The 25945-nt window shown below is 70.1% G+C and carries 21 protein-coding genes and 1 pseudogene; 14 read left to right on the forward strand and 8 right to left on the reverse strand.

Going from position 1 to position 25945, the window contains the following annotated elements:
• Nucleotides 1–170: 170 nt before the first annotated feature.
• Together LR393_RS34070 and LR393_RS34075 are read left to right on the forward strand one after the other, a co-directional pair.
• Nucleotides 171–1361: an insulinase family protein gene (locus LR393_RS34070; protein WP_331283014.1), complete on the forward strand. Its 1191-nt coding sequence runs from the start codon at nt 171–173 to the stop codon at nt 1359–1361.
• A 318-nt stretch (nt 1362–1679) separates the two neighbouring features.
• Nucleotides 1680–3446: an AMP-binding protein gene (locus tag LR393_RS34075; protein WP_231489351.1), complete on the forward strand. Its 1767-nt coding sequence runs from the start codon at nt 1680–1682 to the stop codon at nt 3444–3446.
• Between the two features lie 71 nt (nt 3447–3517).
• Here the strand turns inward: LR393_RS34075 and LR393_RS34080 are convergent, their stop codons facing one another.
• Nucleotides 3518–4744: a pyridoxal phosphate-dependent aminotransferase gene (locus tag LR393_RS34080; RefSeq protein WP_231489352.1), complete on the reverse strand. Its 1227-nt coding sequence runs from the start codon at nt 4742–4744 to the stop codon at nt 3518–3520.
• 173 nt (nt 4745–4917) lie between these two features.
• On the opposite strand from LR393_RS34080, the gene LR393_RS34085 reads away from it, so the two are divergent.
• The 3 genes from LR393_RS34085 to LR393_RS34095 are packed head-to-tail and all read left to right on the forward strand — an operon-like array spanning nt 4918 to nt 7879.
• Complete coding sequence (locus tag LR393_RS34085) at nt 4918–6663, forward strand: hypothetical protein (RefSeq protein WP_231489353.1); 1746 nt, start codon at nt 4918–4920, stop codon at nt 6661–6663.
• The gene (locus LR393_RS34090; protein ID WP_231489354.1) at nt 6660–7043 is read left to right on the forward strand and encodes a hypothetical protein; all 384 of its coding nucleotides are present in this window, start codon (nt 6660–6662) and stop codon (nt 7041–7043) included. The genes LR393_RS34085 and LR393_RS34090 overlap by 4 nt, the downstream gene beginning before the upstream one ends.
• Nucleotides 7044–7072: 29 nt before the next feature.
• A complete protein-coding gene (locus tag LR393_RS34095) occupies nt 7073–7879 on the forward strand; it encodes a hypothetical protein (RefSeq protein WP_231489355.1) in 807 nt (268 codons plus the stop codon).
• A 66-nt stretch (nt 7880–7945) separates the two neighbouring features.
• On the opposite strand, the gene LR393_RS34100 is transcribed toward LR393_RS34095, so the two are convergent.
• Nucleotides 7946–8146: a DUF397 domain-containing protein gene (locus LR393_RS34100; protein WP_231489356.1), complete on the reverse strand. Its 201-nt coding sequence runs from the start codon at nt 8144–8146 to the stop codon at nt 7946–7948.
• On the reverse strand, nt 8143–8943 hold the full coding sequence (locus LR393_RS34105) for a helix-turn-helix domain-containing protein (RefSeq protein ID WP_231489357.1): 801 nt from the start codon (nt 8941–8943) through the stop codon (nt 8143–8145). The genes LR393_RS34100 and LR393_RS34105 overlap by 4 nt, the downstream gene beginning before the upstream one ends.
• Before the next feature lie 178 nt (nt 8944–9121).
• On the opposite strand from LR393_RS34105, the gene LR393_RS34110 reads away from it, so the two are divergent.
• Nucleotides 9122–9445, forward strand: a complete 324-nt coding sequence (locus LR393_RS34110) for a hypothetical protein (RefSeq protein WP_231489358.1) — start codon at nt 9122–9124, stop codon at nt 9443–9445.
• A gap of 87 nt (nt 9446–9532) precedes the next feature.
• Nucleotides 9533–10531 carry a lysylphosphatidylglycerol synthase transmembrane domain-containing protein gene (locus tag LR393_RS34115; RefSeq protein WP_231489359.1) on the forward strand — a complete coding sequence of 333 codons (999 nt, stop codon included), beginning with the start codon at nt 9533–9535 and terminating at the stop codon, nt 10529–10531.
• A 512-nt stretch (nt 10532–11043) separates the two neighbouring features.
• Here LR393_RS34115 and LR393_RS34120 read toward each other — a convergent pair.
• Nucleotides 11044–13122, reverse strand: a complete 2079-nt coding sequence (locus LR393_RS34120) for a S9 family peptidase (protein ID WP_231489360.1) — start codon at nt 13120–13122, stop codon at nt 11044–11046.
• Nucleotides 13123–13276: 154 nt separating this feature from the next.
• On the opposite strand from LR393_RS34120, the gene LR393_RS34125 reads away from it, so the two are divergent.
• Nucleotides 13277–14305, forward strand: a complete 1029-nt coding sequence (locus LR393_RS34125) for a hypothetical protein (RefSeq protein WP_231489361.1) — start codon at nt 13277–13279, stop codon at nt 14303–14305.
• Nucleotides 14302–14838: a SigE family RNA polymerase sigma factor gene (locus LR393_RS34130; RefSeq protein ID WP_231489362.1), complete on the forward strand. Its 537-nt coding sequence runs from the start codon at nt 14302–14304 to the stop codon at nt 14836–14838. Before LR393_RS34125 ends, LR393_RS34130 begins: the two co-directional genes overlap by 4 nt.
• 16 nt (nt 14839–14854) lie before the next feature.
• Here the strand turns inward: LR393_RS34130 and LR393_RS34135 are convergent, their stop codons facing one another.
• Nucleotides 14855–16867, reverse strand: coding sequence for a beta-galactosidase (locus tag LR393_RS34135; RefSeq protein ID WP_231489363.1), 2013 nt, complete (start codon nt 16865–16867; stop codon nt 14855–14857).
• Nucleotides 16868–17131: 264 nt separating this feature from the next.
• Here LR393_RS34135 and LR393_RS34140 point away from each other — a divergent pair, with 264 nt between their 5' ends.
• The 4 genes from LR393_RS34140 to LR393_RS34155 are packed head-to-tail and all read left to right on the forward strand — an operon-like array spanning nt 17132 to nt 21332.
• On the forward strand, nt 17132–18460 hold the full coding sequence (locus LR393_RS34140; RefSeq protein WP_231489364.1) for an ABC transporter substrate-binding protein: 1329 nt from the start codon (nt 17132–17134) through the stop codon (nt 18458–18460).
• A 17-nt stretch (nt 18461–18477) separates the two neighbouring features.
• Entirely contained in the window at nt 18478–19452 is a 975-nt protein-coding gene (locus LR393_RS34145) for a carbohydrate ABC transporter permease (RefSeq protein ID WP_231489365.1), read from the forward strand.
• A complete protein-coding gene (locus LR393_RS34150) occupies nt 19449–20294 on the forward strand; it encodes a carbohydrate ABC transporter permease (RefSeq protein ID WP_231489366.1) in 846 nt (281 codons plus the stop codon). Before LR393_RS34145 ends, LR393_RS34150 begins: the two co-directional genes overlap by 4 nt.
• A gap of 15 nt (nt 20295–20309) precedes the next feature.
• The gene (locus tag LR393_RS34155; RefSeq protein WP_231489367.1) at nt 20310–21332 is read left to right on the forward strand and encodes a LacI family DNA-binding transcriptional regulator; all 1023 of its coding nucleotides are present in this window, start codon (nt 20310–20312) and stop codon (nt 21330–21332) included.
• Nucleotides 21333–21443: 111 nt separating this feature from the next.
• Here the strand turns inward: LR393_RS34155 and LR393_RS34160 are convergent, their stop codons facing one another.
• The 3 genes from LR393_RS34160 to LR393_RS34170 all read right to left on the reverse strand — a co-directional run bounded on the left by LR393_RS34160 (nt 21444) and on the right by LR393_RS34170 (nt 24885).
• Nucleotides 21444–23078, reverse strand: coding sequence for a DUF885 domain-containing protein (locus LR393_RS34160; RefSeq protein WP_231489368.1), 1635 nt, complete (start codon nt 23076–23078; stop codon nt 21444–21446).
• The gene (pip, locus tag LR393_RS34165; RefSeq protein ID WP_231489369.1) at nt 23075–24043 is read right to left on the reverse strand and encodes a prolyl aminopeptidase; all 969 of its coding nucleotides are present in this window, start codon (nt 24041–24043) and stop codon (nt 23075–23077) included. Before pip ends, LR393_RS34160 begins: the two co-directional genes overlap by 4 nt.
• A gap of 62 nt (nt 24044–24105) precedes the next feature.
• Nucleotides 24106–24885, reverse strand: coding sequence for a hypothetical protein (locus LR393_RS34170; protein WP_231489370.1), 780 nt, complete (start codon nt 24883–24885; stop codon nt 24106–24108).
• A gap of 342 nt (nt 24886–25227) precedes the next feature.
• Between LR393_RS34170 and LR393_RS34175 the strand changes: the two are divergent.
• A pseudogene (locus tag LR393_RS34175) lies at nt 25228–25945 on the forward strand (hypothetical protein); the annotation flags it as partial.

A 25945-nucleotide genomic window follows, 5' to 3' on the forward strand; every position in this document is an offset into this window, starting at 1 on the left:
GGATCGCCGATCTTACTTCGGCCGGGGCAGGGGTTCTCGATCGGCGCGCGCTGACCCTCGGGGTCACCGAGTCGGCGGTGCGGGCGCAGTTGCTGCGCTGGCTGCGGCGATGTGAGGCACGGTGAGACCCGGAGCGGTTCTCGTCCCGGGACGGCGTAGGGGGGTGGGCCGTGGATGAACGAGTCCGGGCCGTCCAGGTGCCCGGGGCCGCGGTCGGGGCCATCGTGATCGCTCTGCGGGCGGCGGATCTGCCGGCCGGGGTGATACCGGTGGCGGTGGGCGCCGCGCCGCTCTGGGCCCGGCTGGCGGCGCGGTTGCTGCGGGGGACCGGGTCGGTGTGCTCGGCCCTGGTGACCCCCGACCTCATCGGGGTGAAGGTGCAGTTCCTGCCGGGGCGGGCGCAGCAGGTGCGGGACGCTCTCGCGGTCATGCCGCGTCCGGGCTGTCACGGGCATTGGGCGGTCTCGGTGGGTGAGGTGGTTCCGGTTACGGGCGAATGGACGAGGCCCGCCCCCACGCGGTCTGCCCGGCAGGATCCGGTGGCCCTCGTGCGGGCCCGGATCTTCCCGGCCGGGCACCGGTACGCGGGGTCGGAGGGCACCTCGCCGAACCGGCCGGGATCCCGGGAACTACGGATACTCGACGGGGCCGCGGCCCACACCCGCCTGCTGGTGGTGGAGGCCGGGCCTCAGGTGCCGGGAAAAGCTGTCACCAGAAACGGTTCTTCCGTCGCGGCCGGGTGTCGCGGCGAGCCCGGGCCGCTGACCCGGCAGGAGCTGGAGCCGGAGCCGGAGCCGGAGCCGGAGCGGGTGCCGGTGGTCCCGGGGCCGGGCTGGTACCTGCTGGGGTTGCCCGGCGTTGCGCTGGCTGATCGCCGGAAGACCGCGCTGCATCTGGCCTGTGATGTTCTCGGGGGACCGGGCGGGGTGCTGGCCCGGCGGCTGGGGGCCGGCACGACCTACTCGCTGTCGGTGTTCAGCCGGGAACTGGCCGACGCCGGGTATCTCACCGTCATGGTCTGCGCGGCACCGGAACGGCTGGCCGGGGTCCGGGCCGGGGTACGCGCGGTGTTGCGCGACCTGGAGCGGGAACTCACCGACGAGGCGATCGACCGCAGCCGGTCGGCCCTGCTGGTGCGGCATCTGGACGGCGACCGGCACGCGGACGACGTGGCGGTGCGCACGGCCACGTATCTGGCGGCGGACGCCGAACCCGGGGCGGCCGGGGACGAGGTGTGCGCCATGGGTAGGGACGAGGTGCGCCGGTTCGCCGGGGAGCTGCTGCGCGGGACCGGTGCGGCGGAACTCTACCTGGTGCCCGAAGGGGCGGCGGATTCTGCTCCGGGCCAGGGTTTTCCGTGAGGCCAGGAGACCTTGGGGCGGCCTAGTCTCGATCTCGGGAAGGTCACCCGATCTCTCCCGGAACCGGTTGGCTGATCCGTTCCTCCTCCGGGAACGGGTTTCTCACGAGAGGCAGACACCATGTTCGAAATCATCGGTGAGACCGCTGTGGACCTCGACGCGATCGGTGTGGCCGAGGGTTGCAGCAGCAGCTCGACGACCAGCTCGCTGGACATCTCGGACGTCGAGTTCGAGTGACGGCCTGAAGGCTGGGCCCGGCACCACGCCGGGCCCAGCCTTTTCCGTGGGCGCTCCCCTTCCTGGTGAAAGGTGATCCGAGTGACGCAGATTCATGAAGTGGACACGGCACCCTGGGTACCGCGCCGGGGCGAGACCCTGCTGGGACGCCTCCAGGAACTCGCGCGCAGCCGCGGGGACGAGGAAAGTCTGCGCTTCGTCCGTTTCGGCGCTCCCGACATCGCCTGCTCGCTGCGGGAACTGATGGAACGGTCCGCCCCGGTGGCCGCCCGCATCGCCGAGCGGGCCCGCCCGAGGGGCGCAGATGCGTCCTTCGGCTTCCCGGTACCCGTAGTGATCACTGCCCTCGACCCCTACCCGACGGTGCTGGCCTTCCTGGCCGCCCTGCGGGCCGGGACCGCGCCGCTGATCCTGGCCCCGCCGAACGCCCTCGGGGGCGACGGCGCCTTCGGGCAGCGGGTGGCCTCGGTGACCGGGCGCCTGGGCGGCCGGTGCGTGCGGGTGAGTGACGCGTCGCTCGGCGTGAGTCTCGGGCCCGGCGACGATCCGCTGGTGCTGGACGAGACCGCTCTGTTCGGAACGGTTCCGGAGACGGAGCCGCCGGTGGTGGATCCGGGTGGACCGGACGACGTGGTGTTCTTCCAGATGACGAGCGCCTCGACCGGCGACGGGAGTCTGGTCGCCATCTCGAACGACAACGTGCTGACGAACGTGCACGGTATCCGGGCCGGTCTGGGGGGTGGCGCGCACGAGCGCATGTGCGGCTGGCTACCGCTTTACCACGACATGGGCCTGATTGGGACGCTGCTGCTCAGCGTGCTGCACGGCTGGCCGCTGCGGCTGCTCGCCCCGGCCGCGTTCGTGCGCCGCCCGGCCCGCTGGCTGCAGGCGATGAGCGATCATGGCGCGACCATCACCACCGCACCGAATTTCGGCTACGACCAGGCCTGGCAGCAGCCCACCGACGCGGAACTCGAGGGCGTCGACCTGTCGCGGCTGCGCCTGGTCGTCACCGGGGCCGAGCCGATTCGTAAGTCCACGCTGGACGGCTTCTGCCGGCGCCTGGCCCCGTACGGCTTCCGCGCGGAGAGCTTCGCCCCGGCCTTCGGTCTGGCCGAGTCGACACTGGCCACGACCCTGCACCGGCCGGGTCGGCTGCCGTGGTTCGTGCGGGTCGACCCGATCGGGCTGAAGCCGGGCCGCCCGGTGCCGTTGCTCGGTGAGGGGGTGCTGTCTGTTCCCGACGAGGACGACCGGGGGGTGGCGGTTTTCGCGCTCGGCCCGGCCCTGCCCGATCTCGGTCTCGGCCTGGTCGACGACGAAGGTGTTGCGATCGACGGCGACCTAGTGCTGGGGGAGATCGTGCTGAGGGGGCGCAGCGTCTGTGTGGGCCGGCTGGAGAACGCCGAACGGGGACTGGTGCGCACCCACGGGGGTCCGCTGTCCACGGGAGATCTCGGATTTACCTTTCGTGGCGATCTTTTCGTGCTGGAGCGGAAGAAGCACGTGATCATCCGGTACGGCCGCAACTACCTGGCGTCGCTGCTGGAGGAGCAGGTGGCCGCGGTACTCGACCACCCCGTCCACCAGTTGATGGTGCTGGATCTCGACATCACCGACCCGGTGAGCCCGATCTGTGTTGTCCTGGAGCGTTTTCGCGGTGCGCCGGACCTGACCCCGCAGCAGCACCGGGCCCTGCGAGGTCTGGAACTGCCGGTCGACCGGCTGCTGAGCGCCCGGCGCCGGATCCTGCCGCGCACGACGAGCGGCAAGAAGCGCTACCACCTGGTGCGTGAGCTGGCCCGCGCGGGGGAACTGAAGGTGGAGGAGACGCTGGAGCTGAGGTGAGGGGTGACGGCGAGGAATGGACGCCGGCGGCGCAGCTGAGTGGTCTTGCGAGCGGGTCTGCTGAGCGGGTCTCAGGCCCGGCGGGTGTCGAGGAACTCGGCGATCCGGCCGATCGCGTCTTTGAGCACGTCGGCGGAGGGCAGCGTGACGATGCGGAAGTGGTCGGGCGCCGACCAGTTGAAGCCCCGGCCGTGCACGACCATGACCTTCTGCTCGCGCAGCAGGTCGAGCACGAAGGCCTCGTCGTTCTCGATCGGGAAGACCTTCGGGTCCAGGCGCGGGAAGCAGTACAGGGCGCCCTGCGGCTTCACGCAGCTGACGCCGTCGATCTGCTGGAGCATCTCGTAGGTGACGTCGCGCTGCTCGCGCAGGCGGCCGCCGGGCAGCAGCAGGTCGTTGATGCTGCCGTGGCCCGCCTCCAGCCGGTTGCCCAGTGCGGTGGCGATGATGTGCTGCGAGGGCACATTGGCGCACAGCCGCAGGTTGGCCATGATCTGCAGGCCCTCGAGGTAGTCCTTCGCCTGGTGCCGGGGGCCGGACACGACCATCCAGCCGGCCCGGAAACCCGCCACCCGGTAGGCCTTCGAGAGGCCGTTGAAGGTCAGGCAGAACACGTCGGGCGCGAGTGAGGCGGTGGCCACGTGCTGCGCGTCGTCGTACAGGATCTGGTCGTAGATCTCGTCGCTGAGCAGCATCAGGCCGCGCCGGCGGGCGATCTCGACCAGGCCCTCGAGCACCTCGCGCGGGTAGACGGCACCCGTCGGGTTGTTCGGGTTGATGATGACCAGGCCGACGGTGCGGTCGGTGATCTTCGCCTCGATGTCGGCCAGGTCGGGCATCCAGCCCGAGGCCTCGTCACAGCGGTAGTGCACGGCCTGGCCGCCGGCCAGCGTGGTCGTGGCGGTCCACAGCGGGTAGTCGGGGCTCGGCACGAGCAGCTCGTCGCCGTCGTTGAGCAGGGCCTGCAGCGACATGCTGATCAGCTCGGAGACACCGTTGCCGAGCCAGACGTCGTCGATGTCGATGTCCTCGACGTCCTTGGCCCGGTGGTACTGCACGACCGCGCGCCGGGCCGGGACGATGCCCTTGGCGTCGCTGTAGCCGTGGGCCGCCGGCAGCTGCTGGATCATGTCGCGCAGGATGTCTTCGGGCGCCTCGAAACCGAACGGTGCCGGGTTGCCGATGTTCAGCCGCAGGATCTGGTGGCCCTCGGCCTCCAGCCTCATGGCCTCCTCGAGCACCGGCCCGCGGACGTCGTAGGCGACATGGTTCAGCTTGCGGCTCTGACGGATCTCCACGCCCGCCAGAGTAGACCGGCGCCGCGGGCCCGGGTGCCCGGGGTGTTTCCGCCCTGTTCGTTTCATTAAGCATTCAATTCTTTAATTGCCCCGTACCCGCCGGACTCGCCTGATAACTTCGGGCCAAGGAATTTGAGATATCAAGTTTCCGTCCTTGGGGGAGGGGAATCGATATGGCGATCGCGTCGCAGGATCCAGTTATTCAAGACCGGGGGAAATCACCTGACAATGATCCGGACTGGGCCGGCAGCGAGGCCACGCGCTATCTCTGCGTCGGCGTCTACCTGGACCGCGACTTCCGCCGTCAGGTGCTGCACGAGGTGCTCGACGCCGGGCACCGGGCGGTCGCGCCGTCGTACGGCATCGACATCGTTCCCGTTCTGCGGCATGCCATTCGGGCGCAACGGCGGGAATTCCTGCGCAACCTGGCCTTCGTCGCCGTCCTGCTGGTGATGCTGTTCATCGACAGCACGGCGGTGGTTGCCGGCCTGCTGCTGGCCCAGTCGCTGAGCCAGATCGTGCGGGCCTGGAAGGCCTTCGCCGCGGGGCGTATTCTCCGGGGATTCATGCACGCGTTCGTTGCGACGCTGTTGAACTTCCTGGCCCTGGGTTTCCTCAACGGCGACGCGCAGCTGGCCAATTCGACGGACGGCCTGTTCGGGTCCGGGCAGAGCACCGGCACCGGCACCAGCAGCGGCACCGGCACCGAGGGGGCGCTCGAGGCCTCGGTGGTTGTTTTCCTCGTGCTGTGGGGGCTGGCCTGGGCCGTGCGCCTGGTCGAGCTGCTGGTCAACCACCACACGATCCTGACCGAGCTGTCGCCGGACCGGTTCCGGCCGCAGGACGCGCCTCCCGAGCCCGAGCGCTACGCCGCTCGCATCGCCTTCCTGGCCGACGCCCAGAAGGGCAACGTCACCTACTACTCGCGCTCGGTGGCCGACCGGCCGTTCGTCGGGTCGGGCTTCCTGGAACAGCCCTGGCACCTGGGTATACCGCTGCGACCGCGGGCGGAGGGCGAGCCGCCGGAGAACGAGGAAGGCGGCGCGTCCCCGGCCGGTGAGCTCTCCCCGCAGACCCTGTACCGCCGGATGCGCCTGGCCCTGCTGTCGCTGGCCGACCCGAACACCCCGGCCGGGCGTCGCATCGTGGGCCTGTCCATGCAGCCCCGGCTGTTCGTGCCCGGCCTGCTGCGCCGCCAGGACGGCCTGCTCGACGTCGCCCGGCAACTGCCCCGCCACCACCTGAACCGGGCCGAGCTGGACAGCTTCGAGCAGTACGACCGCAACCGCGCCACCGAGTACCTGACCATCCGCATCGGGGCCTGGGAGGGCGAGCTCGAGGTCACGGTCTTCCTCTACTTCAGCATCCGCGGCGAGACGCTCTACATGGAGTTCGTCGGGGCCCAGCTGCCCTCCGTCCGCGAGCTCTACCACAGCGCCGACAGCTACCAGCAGCTCGAGCCGGTGGTGTACCTGCAGCTCGCCCGCAGCGCCCTGGGCGGTCTGCCGCTGATGCTGCTGCGCTCGCCGCTGGACTTCGTCCGCTCCACGCGGGACCGGGTGCGGGAGCAGCTGACCTTCCAGGGCGAGATCCAGGAGATCGGCAATCGGCTGGCGTTCGACTACGGCGTGCGCACCAGCGTGCGGGAGCTCGGGGCCGAGGACGCCTCGGAGCAGTTCTTCCAGAGGCTCGACGGGCAGCGGTACATCTACCTGGTCGAGCGGCGCGTGCGGGACGCGGTGGCCGAGGTGCTCGAGGAGTTCGGTTACTCCAACGAGGAGTTCCTCGAGCGCACCACCACGATCATCAACAACTCCACGCAGATCAGCGGCGGCACGTTCAACGCGTCGTCGCTGGCGGTGGGGGCGAATGCGGTGGCCGAGAACTCGGCGCCGAACCGAGGGGGAGGGGCATCATGACATCGGACGAGCAGGTCACCATCAGCGGCGGTACGTTCACCACGCAGGGGGCCATGGCGGTCGGGGCGCACAGCCGGGCGGCGGCAAACGTCACGGAATCCGGGCAGGAGCTGCCCGAGGTCCTGGGCGCCGACGAGATCGTCCTGCTGCGAGGGCATCTGGTCGACCTACGCGGCCGGCTCGACGCCCTCGACGGCCACGACACCGAGGCCGCGCGGTTGCAGATCGACACCGTGGAGACGGCCCTGGCCGCGTCGGCGCCGAAACGCCGCACCGTGCTCACCGTCCTGTCCGGAGCCGCGACCATGACCGAACAGCTCACCGGAATCGGAGAGTTCGTGAAGCGGCTGGTGAGTCTGGTCTCCACGGGCGTGTTCTGATGGCGGTACCACCGGTTCCCAGCTGCCCGGTGTGTGGTACCGCACCGCGTGACGGAGACCGGCTCTGCCGTCTGTGCGGTGAGGAACTGGCGGGCGGGCAGGCGGTCACGGGCTCGTTCACTCCTCCCCCTCCTGCGGCGGACCCGGCGGGCACCGCCGAGACCGACGTCCCCCCTTCTCCCTGGAGCCGGCCCTGGTACGCGCAGCGCCAGTTCCAGGCCGTGGGGGCGGGCCTGTTGCTGCTCGTGCTGGTGCTGTCGATCGGCCTGACCCTGAGCCGGGGTGGGGACGCCGCACCGTCTTCGGATGCCGGTGCGGTGGGCGAGCACACGACGACGGATGATGTCTGGACCGAGGAGCCCTACACCGAAGAGCCCTACACCGAAGAGCCCTACACCGAAGACCCGTACACGGCTACGACGCCGGAACTCTCCGCCGACGAGCAGGCCACGCTGGACCTCGACGCCCTCGCCGACGAGGGGTTGTCCGGCGCCGACGAGGTGTACGGCACCTGGCTGGCCCAGCTGTCGTCGAAAGCCCCGGGCGTACAAGACGAATACCAGACCACGGCAGACGGTTCGCACGTCTTCGGGGCCGCCGACATCCGGGCGCAGGTGCAGGAGCTCTCCGCCCGCTCCGACCTGGGCCGGATCATTGTGCTGCGCAGTACCGATTACGGTGAGCGGCAGACCTATCAGGGCCAGGCCATGTGGGTCGTGTTTTCCGACAACGGCTTCGGGTCGAAGAAGGAAGTTCGTGCCTGGTGCCGGGAGCATTTCGACGGCACCGGGGCCGAGCTGGAGAACGCCTGCATCCCGCGCCGGCCCAGTCCGTAGAAGGCGACCGATGGTGGACGCCGACGGGCCCCCCTGGGGGCCGGCGACGTCCACCAGGGGTTGCTTTTAGATCAACTGGTCGAACTGGCCCGCCTTCGCGCCCTCGATCCAGACCGCGAAGCCGCCGGGGGCCAGACGCAGAACGGCCCCCCGCTCGCCCTGCTTGGAGTCCCGTAACCGGACCTGCCCGTCGCCGGCCAGCATCTCCACGCAGTTGCCGGAGTCTGCGGACGCGGAGGCCTTCACCCACTGCTCACGCTGATTCATGGTCCTAGATACTCCTCGAGAGGGACCGTCATTGCCTTGAGCGAGGCATACCTCCACCTCAGCTCCTCCATAACTTTGGGCTTGCTGGAGTACTGGCCGGACAGATAGGTCTCGACGTAGGCGACGTCCGGTTCCTCGTCGCTGTCGAACTCCAGCACGATGAACTCGCCCTTGCCCCCGGCGTGCGCGCCGGCCTCCAGCGGCAGCACGTGCACCTGGGTACCGGGGCGCGCCGCGAGTTCGCGCAGGTGCGCGACCTGCTCGGCCATGATCTCCTTGCTGCCCACGATCCGCTGCAGCGCCGACTCGTCGATGATCGCGGTGACCGCCACGTCGCGGTCGAACACCACGTCCTGCCGCCGGGCCCGCACCGCCACCTCGCGTTCGGCGTAGGCCTTGTCCGTGACGTAGCCGGGGTTCATCTGGAACCAGGCCTTCGCATAGGCGGATGTCTGCAGCAGGCCGGGAACCAGGGAGCCGCTGTAGAGGTAGATGCGGTCGGCGACGCCCTCCAGGTCGAGCAGCAGGGTGAACCAGTGCTGCACCGTGCCGTACGCCTCCCACCAGGTGTCCGTGTCGGCCTGGTCGGTCATCGCCAGCAGCCGGTCGGTGGTGGCCTGGCCGGCCCCGTAGACCTGGCAGGCGCTGCGTACGAAGGTGTGCTTCGGCCGGGCCTGTCCCGCCTCGATACGCTGCAGGTTCCGTACGCTGCCGAGGTGCGCGGCCTGGGCGTCGGCCAGGGATTTTCCCGCACTCTCGCGGAGCTGACGCAGTTGCCGCCCGAGTGATCTACGCACAGTACTCGCACTGCGTCGTTCGGTCATCATGGCAGGTTATGGGACACCTCACTGATGTCGCCAGGGCCTGGACAAAATGGCCGCGCCAAAATGTCATGTAGTGACGGAGGTCGGCAGGCGCTGACAGTGGGACGACAGTGGGTACCGGCACGGGGTCCGCCGCAACGGGGAGGGGACGATGGACATGGGTCTGGACAGCGGTCCGGAAGAACTCGACCTGGCGGTGACGACCACGCACGGCGAGGCCTCGCGCGTGCGGGCCCGGGTGAAGGAACCGGACTCGGTCGAGTTCTGGTACGCGGAGATTCTTCACGGGGTGGTGCCGCGGCCCTGGCTGCACGCCTGGGCGAACTCCCGGCCGCCGCGCGCGGCGACGCGCTTCGACGGGGTGGTGTTCTCGTCGGGCTCGGTGGGGCAGGTGCTGCTGTCGATCCCGCCGGAGGTCGTCGACCATGTCCTGACCGACGACGAGGTGAAGCTGCTCCTGCGGGGCCTGTCATGAGCCTCCCGTAGTCGTTCGCCTGTTGTTCGCTCTCTTCCGCCCGTCCCGGTGGCGCTGCGTTCAGGCCCCGATCCCCATGATTCCGCCATGAATCCACGGGAGTTCGTCGTGGCGCACCGGTGGGTGGTGCGCAACGGGCTGTTGCTGCTGTCGATCCCGGCCGTGCTCTGGCTCGTCGTGCGCACGGTCGCGGCGATGGGTGCCGGGTGGTCGCAGGTCGGGCACACCGTGCTCGGCCTGGAACTGCTGTGGCTGCCGGTCCTTCTTCTGCTCTGGTGGGCCGGGCACTGCGCCCGGGCCGGTCAGGTCTCCGCCTGCCTGCCCGGCATCGGCCTGGGCCGGGCCCTGAGCCTGTGCTTCGCGGGAAGTGCCGTGGCCAACAGCCTTCCGCTCGGCGGGGCACTCAGCTACGGGGTCAGCGCGGCGATGATCCGCTCGTGGGGGTTCGACGCCCGGGCCATGACCAGCTACTTCACCCTCAACCAGGTCAGCACGGTGCTGCTGCGCGTGGGTTTCGGCGCCGTGTCCCTGACCGGATTCCTGCTTGACGGCCCCGGCGCCGAGATCGCCTCGGCACCGGTGATGATCAGTGCCGGAGCCGGGGTGGTGCTGCTGGTGCTCTGTGGGATTCTGGCCGCAGGACGCGTGTCCCGCCGGATCGGGGAACGCGCCGGTGCGGTGGTGGCCGCGTTGCGCGAGGACATGGGAAAAGCGTTACGGCGCTCGGGACTCCAGCTGGTGCTGAGCGGCCTCGGCTACATGGTGCTGCTCGGGGTCCTGCTCGACACGTGCCTGCTCGGGCTCGGCGTGCACCAGCCCTTCCTGCTCGTCCTGGCCGTCGTCGGCATCGAGCGGATGATCACCACCGTGCCCCTCACCCCCGGCGGTGCGGGCGCGGCCGAGCTGACGATCTTCACCTGCCTGACGGCCGCCGGAGTCACCCCCACGAGCGCGCTCGCGGGGGCCCTGCTGTACCGCTTCTTCACCTTCCTGCTGGAGATCCCGGTCGGGGCGGCGGTGATCGTGGGCTGGCGGTTGCGGCACCAGGCCACCCCGGCCCTCCGTGCTCCTGCCGGCCGGTCATGACGTCGGCGGGGGTCATGTCGCGGGTCAGGCCACCTTGCGCTGGTAGACACCCCAGGGCTCGGGGCTCGTCCGGGGCTTGGCCGGGGGCTCGTCCGGGGCTTGGCCCGGTCGCGACCCTCGTCGGCCAGTCGTTCCCGCACCCCTTCATGGCGTTCGGGAATCGGCCGGCGTTCGGTGGGTCTGCGCGGTGCCGCAGGATTCCTCCACCGCCGCGAGACCTTCGCGCACGGTCGCGAGGGGCTCGGTCGCCCGGCCGAGCGACCGGATGACGCCGTTCCAGCCGGAGATCCGGCACCGGGCGACCTGGCGCTCGGCCAGGGCCAGGCCGCTGTCGGCGCGTTCGTGGGAACGGTCGGCAGCGGTGGCGAGGTCCTGGACCTCGCTGCTGATCTTCCCGGTGCGCGACCTCCCGGCCCCTGTGAGTGCTGATCGGACAGCACATTTCAGCGGACGGGAGGCCGGGCCCGGTCGAAGACGGCATCAGGGGGGCCGGTTGCGGTAACCGTGTGGCGTCAGTTCTTCTTGAGGGCGAGCTCCAGGATCCAGGCGTAGACCAGGGCCTCGTCCTTCCAGGAGTCGTAACGCCCCGACGGGCCACCGTGGCCCGCGCCCATCTCGGTCTTCAGCAGGATCTCGTGGGGGCCGGTGTTGTGCTCACGGAGCTTCTGCACCCACTTGGCCGGCTCCCAGTAGCTCACCCGCGGGTCGTTCAGGCCGGCGGTCACCAGGACGGCCGGGTAGGCCGCGTCCACCACGTTGTCGTAGGGCGAGTAGCTCTTGAGAACGTCGTAGAACCTGGGCTCTTCGGGGCTGCCCCATTCCTCGTACTCGTGCACCGTCAGCGGCAGCGACGGGTCGAGCATGGTGGTGAGCACGTCGACGAAGGGCACCTCGGCGATGATCCCGGCGAACAGGTCGGGGCGCAGGTTGGTGACGGCACCCATCAGCAGGCCACCCGCGCTGCCGCCGCGCGCGATGAGCTGCGACGGCGAGGTGTAGCCGGCCTGCACCAGGTGGTCGGCCGCGGCGACGAAGTCGCTGAAGGTGTTGGGCTTCTTCTCGAACTTGCCGTCTTCGTACCAGAGCCGGCCCAGGTCACCGCCGCCGCGCACGTGCGCGATGGCGAACACGAAGCCCCGGTCGAGCAGGCTGAGGCGGAACGAGGAGAAGTACGGGTCGGTCGAGATCTCGTAGGCGCCGTAGCCGTAGATCAGGGCCGGGCCACCGTCTTTCGCGCGGTCGGAACGGTAGACCAGCGAGATCGGGACCTCGACGCCGTCGGGGGCCTTGGCCCAGACCCGCTCGCTGGTGTACTGCGAGGAGTCGTAGTCACCCAGCACCGGCTGTTGCTTGAGCAGGGTGCGTTCACCGGTGAGCAGGTCGTACTCGTACACCGAGCGCGGGGTCACCAGCGAGGTGTAGGTGTAGCGCACCACGTGGGTGTCGAACTCGGCGTTGCCACTGGCCCCGGCCGCGTAGACGGTCTCCGGCTGGTCCATCACCGAGTGCGTGCCGGTGGCCAGCTCGTACAGCGCGATGCGGGCCGTGCCCTCGGCGCGCTCGGAGAGGATCAGGTGCCCCGCCATGGTCTCGGCGCCGTCGAGCTTCACGTCGGGGCGGTGGCCGATGACCTCGCTCCAGTGCTCCCGGCCGGTCGTGGCGGCCGGGGTTACCATGAGCTTGAAGTTGGGGGAGTCTTCGTTGGTGACGACGTAGAACTCGTTGCGCTCGCTGTCCTTGTAGTGGGACAGGTGGTACTCGACCCCCTGCCGGCGGGGCTCGAACACGGTGAACTCACCGGTCGGGTCGTCGGCCCGCAGTACCCAGCTCTCGCTGGTGAGCGAGCTGCCCAGGGAGATGACCAGGTACTCCTCGGACTTGGAACCGCCGACGCCGACGAAGAAACGCTCGTCGTCCTCCTGGAACACCAGCACGTCGTCGGCGGCGGGCGAGCCGATGACGTGGCGCCACACCTGGTAGGGGCGCTTGGCCTCGTCCTGACGGGTGTAGAAGAGCACGCTGCCGTCGCGGCTGAACGTGGCGCCGTAGTAGACGCCCTCGATCACGTCGTCCAGGTCGGTCAGCGTGCCGAGGTCACGCACCCGCAGGGTGAAGGTCTCGCTGCCGGTCAGGTCGGTGGAGTAGGCCAGCCGGCTGCCCGTGGGTGCGACGGTGAAGGCACCGAGCGCGAAGAACTCCGCGTCTGCGGCGACCTCGTTCTGGTCGAGCAGCACGATCTCGTCGGGACCCGGCTCGCCGTCGACATCGGCCTTGCGGCAGCTGATGCCGTACTGGCGGCCCTCCTCGGTGCGGCTGTAGTACCACCAGCCGTGCTTGCGCACCGGCACCGACAGGTCGGTCTCCTGGATGCGGGAGCGGAACTCCTCGAACAGGTCGGTCTGGAGCCGGCCGGTGCCCTCCAGCTGGGCGGCCAGGTACTCGTTCTCCGCCTCGAGCAGCGCGATGACCTCAGGGTCGGTCTTCTCCCGCAGCCAGTACCAGTCGTCGGTGCGATCGTCGCCGTGCTTGCTGAGGACAGTGGGACGCTTCGGTGCCACCGGGGCGCCGTTCTGCGAGGTCTGCTGAGTCACGGCATCAGCTTGCCGTACCGCACCGACAGTCTTCGAGTGAGTTCCGCTCTGAGCCGATCCGCTCCTGGTGAATGAGCTGTGCGGCCGGCCGGGATCCGAGGGCGGAAGTTGCCACAACCGCAGTGCCTGGCAGCGTCTCATCATCATGAACGGAATGGACGGCGATCAGGAGCCGGATCTCGACCTGGACCGGCCTCCCGAGGGGGACGCCCAGATGGTCGCCCTGTTCCGCGACGGCCTTCGGCGCGCCGGCCCCGGGACGGACCTGAAGGGCATTGAGCGCCGGGCCCGGCAGCGGCACCGCCGGGCCCAGGTCGTGGCCTCGGGCGCGGTCACGATGGCGGCAGCGCTGGCGGCGGTGCTGGTCATCGCCTCGCCGTGGCCGTCGCGGGGCGGTGGTGAGGTGGCCCCGTCCGATCCGCGACCCGTGGTCACCGCATCCGTCCCCGACCCCACCAGCAGCCCTGATGACAGCACCACCGACAAAAGCCCCGAGGCCGAGCCTCTCAGCAGCCCTGACACCCTGGCCCCGGACGTCACCCGGGTCTCGTTGCTCCAGGCGGGCGACCTCTCCCGGACCGCGGACCGGGTGGGCAGCGCTCTGGGCGGGAAGAGGTTCGAGGTCACCGCCGGGCCCACCGACGTCTCCGGCAGCAAGCTCGTCGGCGGGATCTGCATCGACAACGAGATCCGTTCCAATTTCGTACCCCGCCACGCCTGGAAGGCCACCTGGTCCTCGAAGGGGGCGAACGTGCCGCCGGACTACGTGGTGAGTGAGACGGTCGCCCAGTGGCCGGCCTACCCCGCCGACCCTTCGATCGCACTCGATGACCTGCGGGAACAGGCCGCCGTCTGTGCCACGGAGGGGGGCCCGGAAGGGTTCGGGATCACCACCGACCGCACGGGCGACCTCGAGATGAACGTGCCCTACCTGGTCGTGACCGCGACCGAGGGCACCGGGAGCCGGTATGCGCAGGCTTTCATGGCGTGGGGAGGGGATCTGATCGCCGTCTCGGTGAGCACACCGGCCTCGACCACGGAGGACGACGCGTACACCGGGGCGATGGCGGTGCTGCAGCAGGCACTGGCCCGGCTGACCGGTGACGAAGGCTCGACCGGAGCGCCGGCCGGGCTCGTCGTCCGCCCGGCCGGCACCGCGACGACCTCCCGGGAGCAGGAGTGAGACGACCCTGGCAGGAACCCTCGATCGAGAAGGCCCCGGGCTTCGAGGACTTCGTGCGGGAACGCTCACCCCGCCTGATGTCCGTGGCCCGCGGCCTGTCCCGGTCCTCCGCCGACGCGGAGGACCTGGTGCAGGACGTCCTGGCCAAGGCCCTCCTGAAATGGGACACCGTCAGCCGGGCCGACGACCCGGGGGCCTACGTCAACCGCATGCTCGTCAACGCCGCGACGTCCTTCTGGCGTCGCGGCGCCTCGCGTGAGTCACCCACGGACAGCGACATTCTCGGCGCCCGGGCGGATCGCGCGGTGGACGACGCGAGCACCACCCTGGCCGAACGGGACTCCCTGCTGAGGGCTCTCGCCACCCTGAAACCGAAACACCGCGCGGTGCTGGTACTGCGCTACTACGAGGGCCTGGACGACCACGAGATCGCCGCGACCCTGGGCATGGCCCACGCCACCGTGCGCAGCAATGCGGCCCGGGGGCTCGCGGCCCTGCGCAAGGAGGGGCTGCTGGGAGGCACCCGGGTCTGAGTCCTCCCCGGGTGGATCAGCGGCGGAACACCCGCACGGCCCCCGCGGGGATCTTCGTGCTGCCCGTGCACGGTTCGCCGGTCAGCAGGTCGACACCCTCGACCGGCAGGTCGACCGGGGCCCCGGCGTGGTTGATGGCGAACACGTACTCGCTGCCGTCGGCGCCGTGGCGGGACACGATCTCCAGGTCCCACGGCAGGTCGCGGTCGATCGTGACACCCGCCCGCTCCAGCACCGGGTCGAGCACCGCGGTCAGGGCGTGGTGGTCGAGCACGGTGGACACGTACGTCGCCGTACCGCCGCCCAGGGCCCGCCGGGTCACCGCCGGGCGCCCGGCGGCCGGGCCGTCGGTGTACTCCAGCACGGTCTCGGCGTCCTGAGGGGCCAGATCCTCGGCCCAGACCCCGGCGCGGGTGCCGCCGGTCAGGGTGACGCCGGCGTTCTCCGGCAGGGGCAGCACCTCCTCGACACTGACCTGGAGCAGGTCACGCAGCACGCCGTTCCAGCCGCCCGGGTGCACGGCGTCGTCCTGGTCCACGACCCCGGAGAACGGCCCGACCACCAGATGGCCGCCCGCCTCGACGTAGGCCGTCAGGTTCGCCGCGGCCTCACCCGTCAGCAGGTACGACGCCGGTGCCAGCACCACCGCGTAGCGGCTGAGATCGGCCGTGGGATGGGCGAAATCGACGGTGACCTTGTCGTGCCAGAGACGCTCGTAGTACTCGCGCACCTGCCGGCGCGGCTCCAGGTCGACGCTCGGGCGCCAGTCCAGGTCCTGGGCCCACAGCGACTCCCAGTCCCAGAGAATGGCCACCGGCGCCTGCACGCGGGAACTGAGGACGTCGGTGAGACTCCAGAGCGTGGCCCCCAGTTCGGTGACCTCCCGGAACACCCGGCTGTTCTCCCCGGCGTGCGGGAGCATCGCGGAGTGGAACTTCTCGGCACCCCGCCGGGAGGCCCGCCACTGGAAGAAGAGGATCGCGTCGGCCCCCCGGGCCAGGTGGCTGAGGGAGTTACGGGCCAGCTCACCCGGGCGCTTGGCCAGGTTGCGCGGCTGCCAGTTCACGGCCGACGACGAGTGCTCCATGAGCATCCACGGGCGCCCGTCCGCCAGCGACCGGGTGAGGTCCGCGTCCAGCGCCAGCCCGACCTGGCTGCGCGGGTCGGCGGCGGTCAGGTAGTGGTCGTTGGCCACCACGTCCACCTCGCGCGACCACTTCCACAGGTCCATCGACGGGCAGTTCGTCGCCATGAAGTTCGTCGTCACCGGGACACCGGGCGACATCTCGTGCAGCACGTCGCGCTCGCGGGTGAAGCAGCCCAGCAGCTCGTCGCTGGAGAACCGGGCGAAGTCCAGGCGGTGGGCCGGGTTGGACATGCTGGCCGACTGCGCGGGCGCGCCGACCTGCGACCAGTCGCCGTAGGTCTGGCCCCAGAAGGTCGTGCCCCAGGCGGTGTTCAGTGCGTCAAGAGTGCCGTAGCGGGCCTGCAGCCAGGCCCGGAAGGCGGCCGCGCTGACCTCGCAGTAGCACTCGGAGACCGGGGCGCCGTACTCGTTGTGCACGTGCCACAGCGCTACGGCCGGGTGCTTCCCGTAGCGCTCGGCCAACTGGGTGGTGATCCGCAGCGAGGCCTCGGCGTACTCGGGCGAGGAGGGGCAGCAGATGCCCCGGGAGCCGGGCGCGAGCACCGTGCCGTCGCGCATCACCGGCCGCACGTGCGGGTTCTGCTGCCAGAACCACTGCGGCGGGACGGTCGTGGGTGTGCCCAGGTCGACCCGGATGCCGGCCGCGTGCAGACCCTCGATGACCTCGTCGAGCCAGCCGAAGTCGAACTCGCCCGGCCGGGGCTCCAGCAGACCCCAGGAGAAGATGCCGATGCTGACGAGATTCACGCCCGCCCGGCGCATCAGGTCCAGGTCCTGCGCCCAGACCTCCCGCGGCCACTGCTCGGGGTTGTAGTCGCCGCCGAAGCTCAGTTCCCGCACCCCGGGCAGCCAGCGCTCACGCAGCAGGCTCTGGTCGCTCATGGATCCACCCTCGTTCGCAGATGACGTCGTTGTGCACCAGGCACGGGCACCGGCCGGACCGGACAGTCCGCTCGGCAAGATGTGTGTGCACGGTCCCACACCCGAAGAAATTCGCCAAGTCCCTGCTGAAGTCGTGAAATCAAAACCAGCAGCGCGTTGACAAGTTCCTGTAGGGCTGTCACGTTGTGACCGGTCCCATGCGGCGCGGCACGGCGGCGCCGCCACGCTTCAACGACGAAGCTGATGCTTCGCAAGGAGGACGTCATGCGGCGAACGCTGCGCGGCAGTCTGGTTGCACTCTCTGTCTCGGCCCTCTTCCTCACCGCCTGCTCGGGCGGCTCGTCGGACGGCGCGAGCGGATCACAGGACGAGGCGACCAAGCCCGGTGAGAAGGTCGAGCTGAACTTCTGGGCCTGGGCGCCGGAGATGGACAAGACCGTCGAGGTCTGGAACGAGAGCCATCCCGACATTCACGTCACGGTGAACAAGCAGGACGGCGGCGACCCGGCCGTCACCAAATTGCTCACCGCGACCAAGGCGGGCAGCGGTGCTCCCGACCTGATGCAGGCCGAGTACCAGGCCCTGCCGACCATGGTCGCGGCCGGCGCGCTGGCCGACATCAAGGGTGACCTGTCCGGTGAGGCCCAGGGGCACTTCGCCGACGGCGTCTGGAACGCCGTGACCCTCGGCACCGACGCGGTCTACGCGGTGCCGCAGGACGCCGCGCCCCTGATGTTCTTCTACCGCAGCGACGTGTTCGACAAGCTCAAGATCAAGGTGCCGACGACCTGGGACGAGTACGCGCAGGCCGCGCGCACCATCCACAAGGCCGACAAGAAGAAGTACCTGGGTACGTTCTCCGCGAACGACGCCGGCCTGTTCGCCGGTCTGACCCAGCAGAACGGCGCCAGCTGGTGGGGCATCGACGGTGACGCGTGGAGCGTGAACATCGACTCCGACGCCTCGCGCAAGGTGGCGCAGTACTGGGGCGGGCTGGTCGAGGAGGGTGTCATCGACAACACCCCGATGTACACGCCCGGCTGGAACTCGGCCCTGAACAAGGGCACCCAGGTCGGCTGGGTCAGCGCGGTCTGGGCGCCCGGCGTGCTGGCCGGCAACGCCGCCGACACCAAGGGCAAGTGGAAGGTGGCCCCGATGCCGCAGTGGACGTCGGGCGCCAACGTCAGCGGTTCGTGGGGCGGTTCGTCCACCGCCGTGACCTCGCAGTCCAAGCACAAGGCGGCGGCCGCTGAGTTCGCCGAGTGGCTGAACACCAGCGCCGACGGCGTCAAGGCCCTGGCCACGATCTCCAACGTCTACCCGGCCGACCAGAAGAACACCGCGGCCGCGCTGACCGAGCCGCCGGCGTTCTTCAAGGACCAGCCCGACTTCTACGAGGTCGCCGCCAAGGTCGCGGGCACCACCGCCCCCTTCACCTACGGCCCGAACACCAACGTCGCCTACAGTGCCTTCAACGACGCCTTCGGCAAGGCGGCCCAGTCGAAGTCGGCCGCTGCGTTCACCCAGGCGCTGACCACCATGCAGACGCAGACGGTCGAAGACCTGAAGTCCAGCGGGTTCACCACCAAGTAGCCCGGGAGCGACCGAAGATGACCAGCCTCACGAACGACCGTGTCTCGTCCCCACCGGAGAAGCTTCCGGACCCGTCGCCGGGCAGTCGGCGGGCCCGGAACCCCCGGGCGCCCTACGTATTCATGCTGCCCGCGGTGGTCCTGTTCGTCTTCTCGATCGCGGTGCCGATCATGTACACGGCCTTCCTCAGCCTGCGCACCGTCAAGGTGCAGGGGCTGGGGCTCGGGCCGGGTTCACGCACCGAGGTCTGGGCGGGCCTGTCCAACTACGGGCGCACCCTGAGCGACGGGGACTTCCTGTCCAGTGTGCTGCGGGTGCTCGGTTACGGGCTGGTCGTCATCCCGGTGATGCTCGGCCTGGCCCTGCTGTTCGCCCTCCTGCTGGACTCCGTGCGGGTGCGGGCGAGGCGCTTCTCCCGGCTGGTCATCTTCATGCCGTACGCCGTTCCGGCCGTGATCTCCTCGCTGCTGTGGGGTTTCCTCTACCTGCCGGCCGTCAGCCCGTTCACCTACGCGGCCGACCAGGTGGGGGTCACCCTGCCGCAGCCGATGGCACCCGGCCTGGTGCTGTTCGCCATCGCCAACATCGCGGTCTGGGGCGGCGTCGGATTCAACATGATCGTGCTCTACACCGCCCTGCGCTCGATCCCGTCCGAGCTCTACGAGGCCGCCCGCATCGACGGCTGCAACGAGCTCCAGATTGCCTGGCGCATCAAGATTCCCGTGATCCTGCCGTCGCTGATCATGACCAGCGTGTTCGGCATGATCACCACGCTCCAGGTGTTCGCCGAGCCGACCGTGCTGCGCCCGCTGACCAACAACATCTCCACCAGCTGGAGCCCGCTGATGATGATCTACCGGGACGCGTTCACCCGGAACGACATCTACTCGGCCTCGGCCACCTCGGTCGTGCTGGCCGTGGCGACCTTCGTGCTGTCCTTCGGGTTCCTGCGCCTGGTGCAGAACCGAGCCTTCGCCCAGGAGAACCGATGAGTACCTCCACCCGTGAGAAGCCCAGCATCGTGGGCTCGGGCATCCTCGTGGTCGGCGCGATCTACTGCCTGGTCCCCGTGGTCTGGGTGTTCATGGCCTCGTCCAAGAGCCCGAGCGACCTGTTCTCCACCTTCACCTACGCCCCCGGCGGCAGCCTGTTCGACAACATCGCCGAGCTGACCGACTACCGCGACGGCCTGTTCTGGCGCTGGATGCTCAACACCGGCCTGTACGCCGGGGTCGGGGCGGCCCTGTCCACCCTGGTCTCGGCGATGGCCGGCTACGCGATGGCGAAGTACCGGTTCCGCGGCCGCACGGCGATCTTCAACATCCTGCTCGCCGGGGTGCTGGTGCCCGGCGTGGTGCTGGCCGTGCCGCAGTACCTGCTGTTCGCCAAGCTCGGGATGACGAACACCTACTGGTCGGTGCTGCTGCCCAGCCTGATCAGCCCGTACGGTATCTACCTGGCGCGGATCTACGTGTCGGCGGCCGTGCCGGACGAGGTGATCGAGGCCGCCCGCACCGACGGCGCCCGGGACGCGCGGGTGTTCCGCTCGGTCGTGATGCCGATGATGGTGCCCGGCCTGGTGACGATCTTCCTGTTCCAGTTCGTCGCCATCTGGAACAACTTCCTGTTGCCCTACGTGATGCTGGGCGACGACCGGCTGTTCCCGGTCACGGTCGGGCTCTCCAGCCTGCTGAACCAGGGCGCGCAGCAACCGGCGCTGTACTCCGTCGTCGTGACCGGTGCCCTCCTGTCCATCCTGCCCCTGCTGGCGCTGTTCCTTCTGCTCCAGAGGTTCTGGCAGGTCGATCTGGCCGCCGGGGCGGTCAAGAGCTGAGAGTAACCTTCCGCCGTGCACCAGCAACCGGGCGACAAGCGCCCCACCATCCGTGACGTGGCGAGTGTCGCGGGCGTGTCCCGCGGCACCGTCTCCCGGGTGCTCAACGGGGGCGACCGGGTCAGCCCGGAGGCGCAGGATGCTGTCACCCGGGCGATCGCCGAGACCGGGTACACCGCGAACCACGCGGCGCGCACCCTGGCCCTGGGCCGCTCCAACACGATCGCGTTCCTGCTCAGCGAGCCCCAGCACATCCTGTTCGAAGACCCGACCTTCGCCCGGCTGATGGGTGGCTGCACCCGGGCCCTGGCCGAGCACGGTCTGCTGCTCACCCTGGTCACCGCCGGTACCCCGGCCGACCGGGAACGGGCCGTCGGGTACGTCGCCGCCCGGCACGTCGACGGGGTGCTGCTGGTCTCCAGCCACGACGTCGACCCGGTGGCGGGGGAACTCATCGCCACCGGGGTGCCGACCGTGGTGTGCGGCCGATTCCCCGGCCTGGAGTCGCGGATCAGCATGGTGGGTGCCGACGACCTCGACGGCGGCCGGCAGATGACCAGTCACCTGATCGCCCGCGGCGCGGGAAAGATCGCCCACATCACCGGCCAGATGGACACCCCCGGTGGGTTCGCCCGGCTGGAGGGCTACAAGCAGGCCCTGGTCGCGGCCGGGATCCCGGTGCGCCCGGAACTCATTGTGCACGGCGACTACTCGCGCGAGAGCGGCGAGGCCGGCATGCGCACCCTGCTGGAGACGACGCCCGACCTGGACGGCGTGTTCGTGGCCTCCGACCTGATGGCGGCCGGGGCCTGCGCGGTGCTGCAGGAGACCGGGCGCCGCATCCCGGACGACGTGCGGGTGGGTGGCTTCGACGACGCCGGGGTGGCCGAGCACCTCACCCCGTCCCTGACCACGATGCGTCAGCCGTTCGACCGGATCAGCCGCGAGATGGTGCGCCTGCTGCTGGCCCGGATCGACGGCGACTCGGACGCCTCGGTGTTCCTGCCCTCCACCCTGGTCCAGCGCGCCTCTACCTGACAAAACCTTCCATGATCATGCAAAACCTGCCCAGAGTTCTAGAACTCCAGCGCCGGCAGTTCTAGAACTCCGGGGAGGTTTTGCATGATCACGAACAAAAAAAGGGGGTTGTCAGCGCAGGACGACGTCGGCCAGTACCGTCATCGGCAGGGAGCCGTGGCCCAGGACGCGGCGGTGGAACTCGGTCAGGTCCAGGCCGGAGGCCTCGCGCAGGCGCAGGATCTCCTGGCGGCCGGTGGCATAGCCCAGTGCCTGTCCGGGCCAGGCGATGTAGCGGGTGATCTCCTGCTGAATCTCGGTCTCGGTGGCCGTGGTGTTGTCACGCATGTACTGCACGGCCCGCTCGCGGGGCCAGCGCAGGGCGTGCATGCCGGTGTCGACGACCAGACGGGCGGCCCGCAGGGCGGACAGTGAGAGCATGCCGAGCAGTTGCAGGTCGTCGGAGTACAGGCCCAGGTCGTCGGCCAGGCGCTCGGCGTACAGGCCCCAGCCCTCGGTGTAGGCACCCAGCTCGATATCGATGTGCCGCCGCCAGTGAGGGATCTCGAGCTGCTGCAGGCCGGCCAGCTGGAGGTGGTGGCCGGGCACCGACTCGTGGAAGGTCAGGGCCTCGCAGTCGTAGCGCGGGGTCTGCGGGGCGCCGGCCGTGCTGAGGAAGAACACCCCGGGCCGGGACCCGTCGAGGGCGGCGGGCCGGTAGTAGGCCGTGGCCGAACCCTCGGCGTCCGCCCCGCTGATCGACTCGATCGTGCAGGGCGGGATCGACCCCAGGTCGAAGGCCCGGCCGGCGGCGGCCTCGGCCTTGGCCAGGGCGGCCTGGCTGCTGGCGATCATGTCCTCGGGCGAGGTGTAGCGCAGCGCCGGGTCTTCGCGCAGCCGCGCGGCGATCGCCGGCAGGTCGCTGAGACCGAAGGCGCGGGAACCGATCTGCGCCCAGCGGCCGTTCAGCTCGTCGATCAGCTGAAGACCCAGGTCGTGCAGTTCCGCAGCGCTGTGCGTGCTGGTGGTGTGGCGGCGCACCGCGTCGTCGTACCCCGCCTCGCCGCCGTCCACCCAGCTGATGCCGACGGCATCGTCGTGACGGGCGTCTTCAAGCAGTGATCGATGGGCCGCCGCGAGCTCGGCGAGTGCCGGGCGGATCTGCTCGCGCACCACGTCCACCGCCTGGTCCCGCACGGCCTGGCCGGCGACGGAACCGGTGGGCGCGAGCAGCGCGTCCTGGGCGAGATCGGTGCCCAGCGACGTCTCGATCTGGGCGAGAGCCTGTTCCAGGCCCACCCGGGTGGAGCGCCGGCCCCGGGCGGCCTCGGCCGCACCGCGCACGGCCAGGGCCCGCAGTACCTCCGGAATGCCCTGCAGCCGTTGCCGATACCGGTCGGCACCGGCGGAATCGGTGATGGTCATGGCCGGCACGGCCTGGAAGATCAGGCCCTGCCGCGAGACGTAGCCGCCCGCCGAGGTGCTCGCCGCCCACAGTGCGTGGGTGGCGTCGCCGTGGGCGCCCCGCACCAGTTCATGAAGGACGCCGTGGTCGACGCGCTCGTCAGCGCTCAGTTGCGTGGTGTCGAGGGTCTCGAGCTCGGTGAGGATCCCGGCGAACACCGTGGCCGCCTCGGCCCCGGCCGCGATCGACGGATCACCCACCAGATGGTCGAACTCGGACAGGCCCAGCAGCGTCGAGTTGAACGGCTCCAGGGTGTGCTGGGTGCGGAAGTACTTCTCGCCCAGCTCGTTCAGGGTGCTCATGAGAGGTTCGCGAACGTGTCGGTGGCGGTGATCAGCGCGTCGAGGATGCTCGGCTCGTCGTAGGCGTGGCCGGCGTCTTCCAGCAGGATGAACTCCGCCGACGGCAGGGCCTGGTGCAGGTCCCAGGCGGTGATCGCGGGGGTGCAGACGTCGTAACGCCCCTGCACGATGACGGTCGGGATGCCGGCCAGGCGCGGGGCGCCGGCGATCAGCTGACCCGGCGTGAACCAGCCGTCGTGGCGGAAGTAGTGATTCTCGATGCGCGCGAACGCGGTGGCCCCCAGCGGTTCCTGGGCGCCCTCGATCAGGTCGGGCCGCGGCTGCACCGTGAGGTTGGAGAACTCCCAGGTGGCCCAGGCGACGGCGGCGGGCTGGTGCACGGCCGGGTCGGGGTCGAACAGGACCTTGCCGTAGTTCTCGATGAGATGCCCCGGGATCCGCTCGCTCTCGGGCAGGCCACCGACGAAACCGGCCCAGGTGTCCGGCGCGATGTTCGACGCCGGGCCCTCGTAGAACCAGTCCAGTTCACCCTGGCGCAGCGTGAAGATGCCGCGCAGCACCAGCTCGCTCACCCGGTCGGTGTGCTTCTGGGCGTAGGCCAGGGCCAGCGCCGAGCCCCAGGAACCGCCGAACACCTGCCACTTCTCGATCCCGCGCTGCGTGCGCAGCAGTTCGAGGTCGGCGACCAGGTGCCAGGTGGTGTTCGCGCTCAGGTCGGCGTCCGGCGCGCTCGCGTGCGGGGTGCTGCGCCCGCAACCGCGCTGGTCCATCAGCAGGATGCGGTACTTCGCCGGGTCGAACAGCCGCCGGTGCGAAGGGGTGCAGCCGCCTCCGGGCCCGCCGTGCAGGAACACGACGGGCTTGCCGTCGGGGTTGCCGCATTCCTCCCAGTAGACCGAGTGTCCGTCGCCGGCCTCCAGCAGGCCGCTGGCGTGGGGTTCGATCGATGGGTAGAGCTCGCGCACTTCAGTCCTCAGGGTTGATCGGCCGGTCCGTCGTCACTGTAGCCAACCTGGTGGAAGGAGGGTCAGGACAGGGCCTCGACCCAGAACAGCCCCTCGACGGCACCGGCCACCGAGGCGTCGCGGCCGACCCGGTACACGCCCTCGCCCAGCCCGGGCAGATGCACCTGGAACGAGGTCTCCACCGAGCTGAGGTCACTGTCGATCGTGCGGATCGTGTCGGACGGCACCGCCACCCAGCGCTCGCCGTCGAGTCGTTCCACCCGGGCCATCGAGGTGTAGCGGCCCAGGTGCTCGTCCTGGTCGAAGTTCCGGCCCACCGGATCGCGCAGCCGGGCCTGGAGCGTGAGTACCCGCCCGGAGCCGGCCTCGACCACGGTGGTGCCGTCGAAGGTGACGTCCGTGGTGGGCCGCGTCAGCGTGGATCCGTCCGGCCCGCCCACCTGCACGATGCCCGTGGCACCACCCAGGGTGAACCGGTACCAGCCCGCCTCGACCCCCTGCAGACTGGTCCAGACCGGGTCGGCGAACGAGCCGGGCCGCGCGATCAGGGCGATCGCGGGCACCATGATCTCGTCGTCCAGAGCCTTCACCCCGCCCGCGGGCCGCAGCGGGCCCAGACCGGTGGTGACCTGGCGGAACTCCTGCCACCCGGTGCCGTTCCAGCGATCCAGGCGGCCCAGCGGGCCGAAGCTCACGTCGGTGGTGCCCGGATTGGCCAGGATCAGCGCGATGTCGGCCCCCGGGGAGGCCGAGGCGGGGCTCACGATCAGGTGCGGACCGCTGGTGTCGCCCGGCGGTGGGCCGGGTTGCGACAGAGCGGGGTTCGTCGGCACATCGGACATCGGCTCTCCTCGCCAGGGACCAACCACCACGGTCACGATGGTTACGATCGCGGTCACGGCCATCGCCGTTGCCATTATGTGCTGTCGCCTGGTCGTGTCCATTTCGTCGGTCATGTCCTTCATGGCTGGTCGCCCCCTCCGACAGACCCGTGCGGCCGTTGCCGTCCCACCGCCCTGGACATAGGACGTGCTGTGCCGCGGCCGCGTTCCCGGTCCCGGCGGGTCCTTCGCCCGGCGGGGCGAATCGCGTCCGGCGGCGCGAATGTCCGCCCCGGTCACGTCGATCAGTGAGGACGAGGTGACCGGCGGACGTCCGGCCCGTCCGGGTGGGGAGGTGGATCGGTGCCGACAGACGACTCGTCGCCCTGGTTGCGTGCCCCCTGGGACCAGCTCGCGGCGCAGGTGAAGTGCCTCAACTGCGACCTTCTCGTGCAGGACGACTGGGACTTCTGCGAATACTGCGGCGTCGAGATCGATCACGCCGCGCTCGCGGAGGGCGGCGAGAACCGTCGCGCTGCCCTCTCCCCACCCGGCCGGTCCGCGCGTGACCAGGCCCCGGCCGCCCACCTCGACCAGACCCCGTCGCCCCTGGCCGTGCTCCAGACGACCCAGCAGCAGAACCCTTCCGTCGTCCAGCCGGGCCCCCAGGCCGCCGCGCCGCCCGGCACCGGGCCGGGTCTGTCGCAGACCCTGGGCCAGATCGGCGCCGACCTGGCCCGGTTGACGGCCGGTCTGCAGGCGCAGGCCGGTGCTCAGCCGGGGCCGGTCGGCCCGCCGGACGGGACATCGATGCCCGGCCCGGTGAACCTGCTGCGGGCCGAACTGCTTTCGGCGTACGAGGGCCGGTCGGTCCGGGCGGTCGGTCATCACGCGCCGGTCGGTCCGGGCTCCACCGGATGGCCGGGTCAGGCCGGGGACGCTGCTGCGGGCGCAGTGCCGGGTGTGGGTGGAAAGCCCGGTGCCGGTGCTGTTCCGGGGGCTGGGGCAGTGCCGGGTGCGGGGGGTGTGCCCGGTGTCGCAGGTGTGCCTGGGGCGGGGCATCCCGGGGGAGTCGGTGGCG

Source organism: Kineosporia mesophila (assembly GCF_021129235.1).
Classification (GTDB): Bacteria; Actinomycetota; Actinomycetes; order Actinomycetales; family Kineosporiaceae; genus Kineosporia; species Kineosporia mesophila.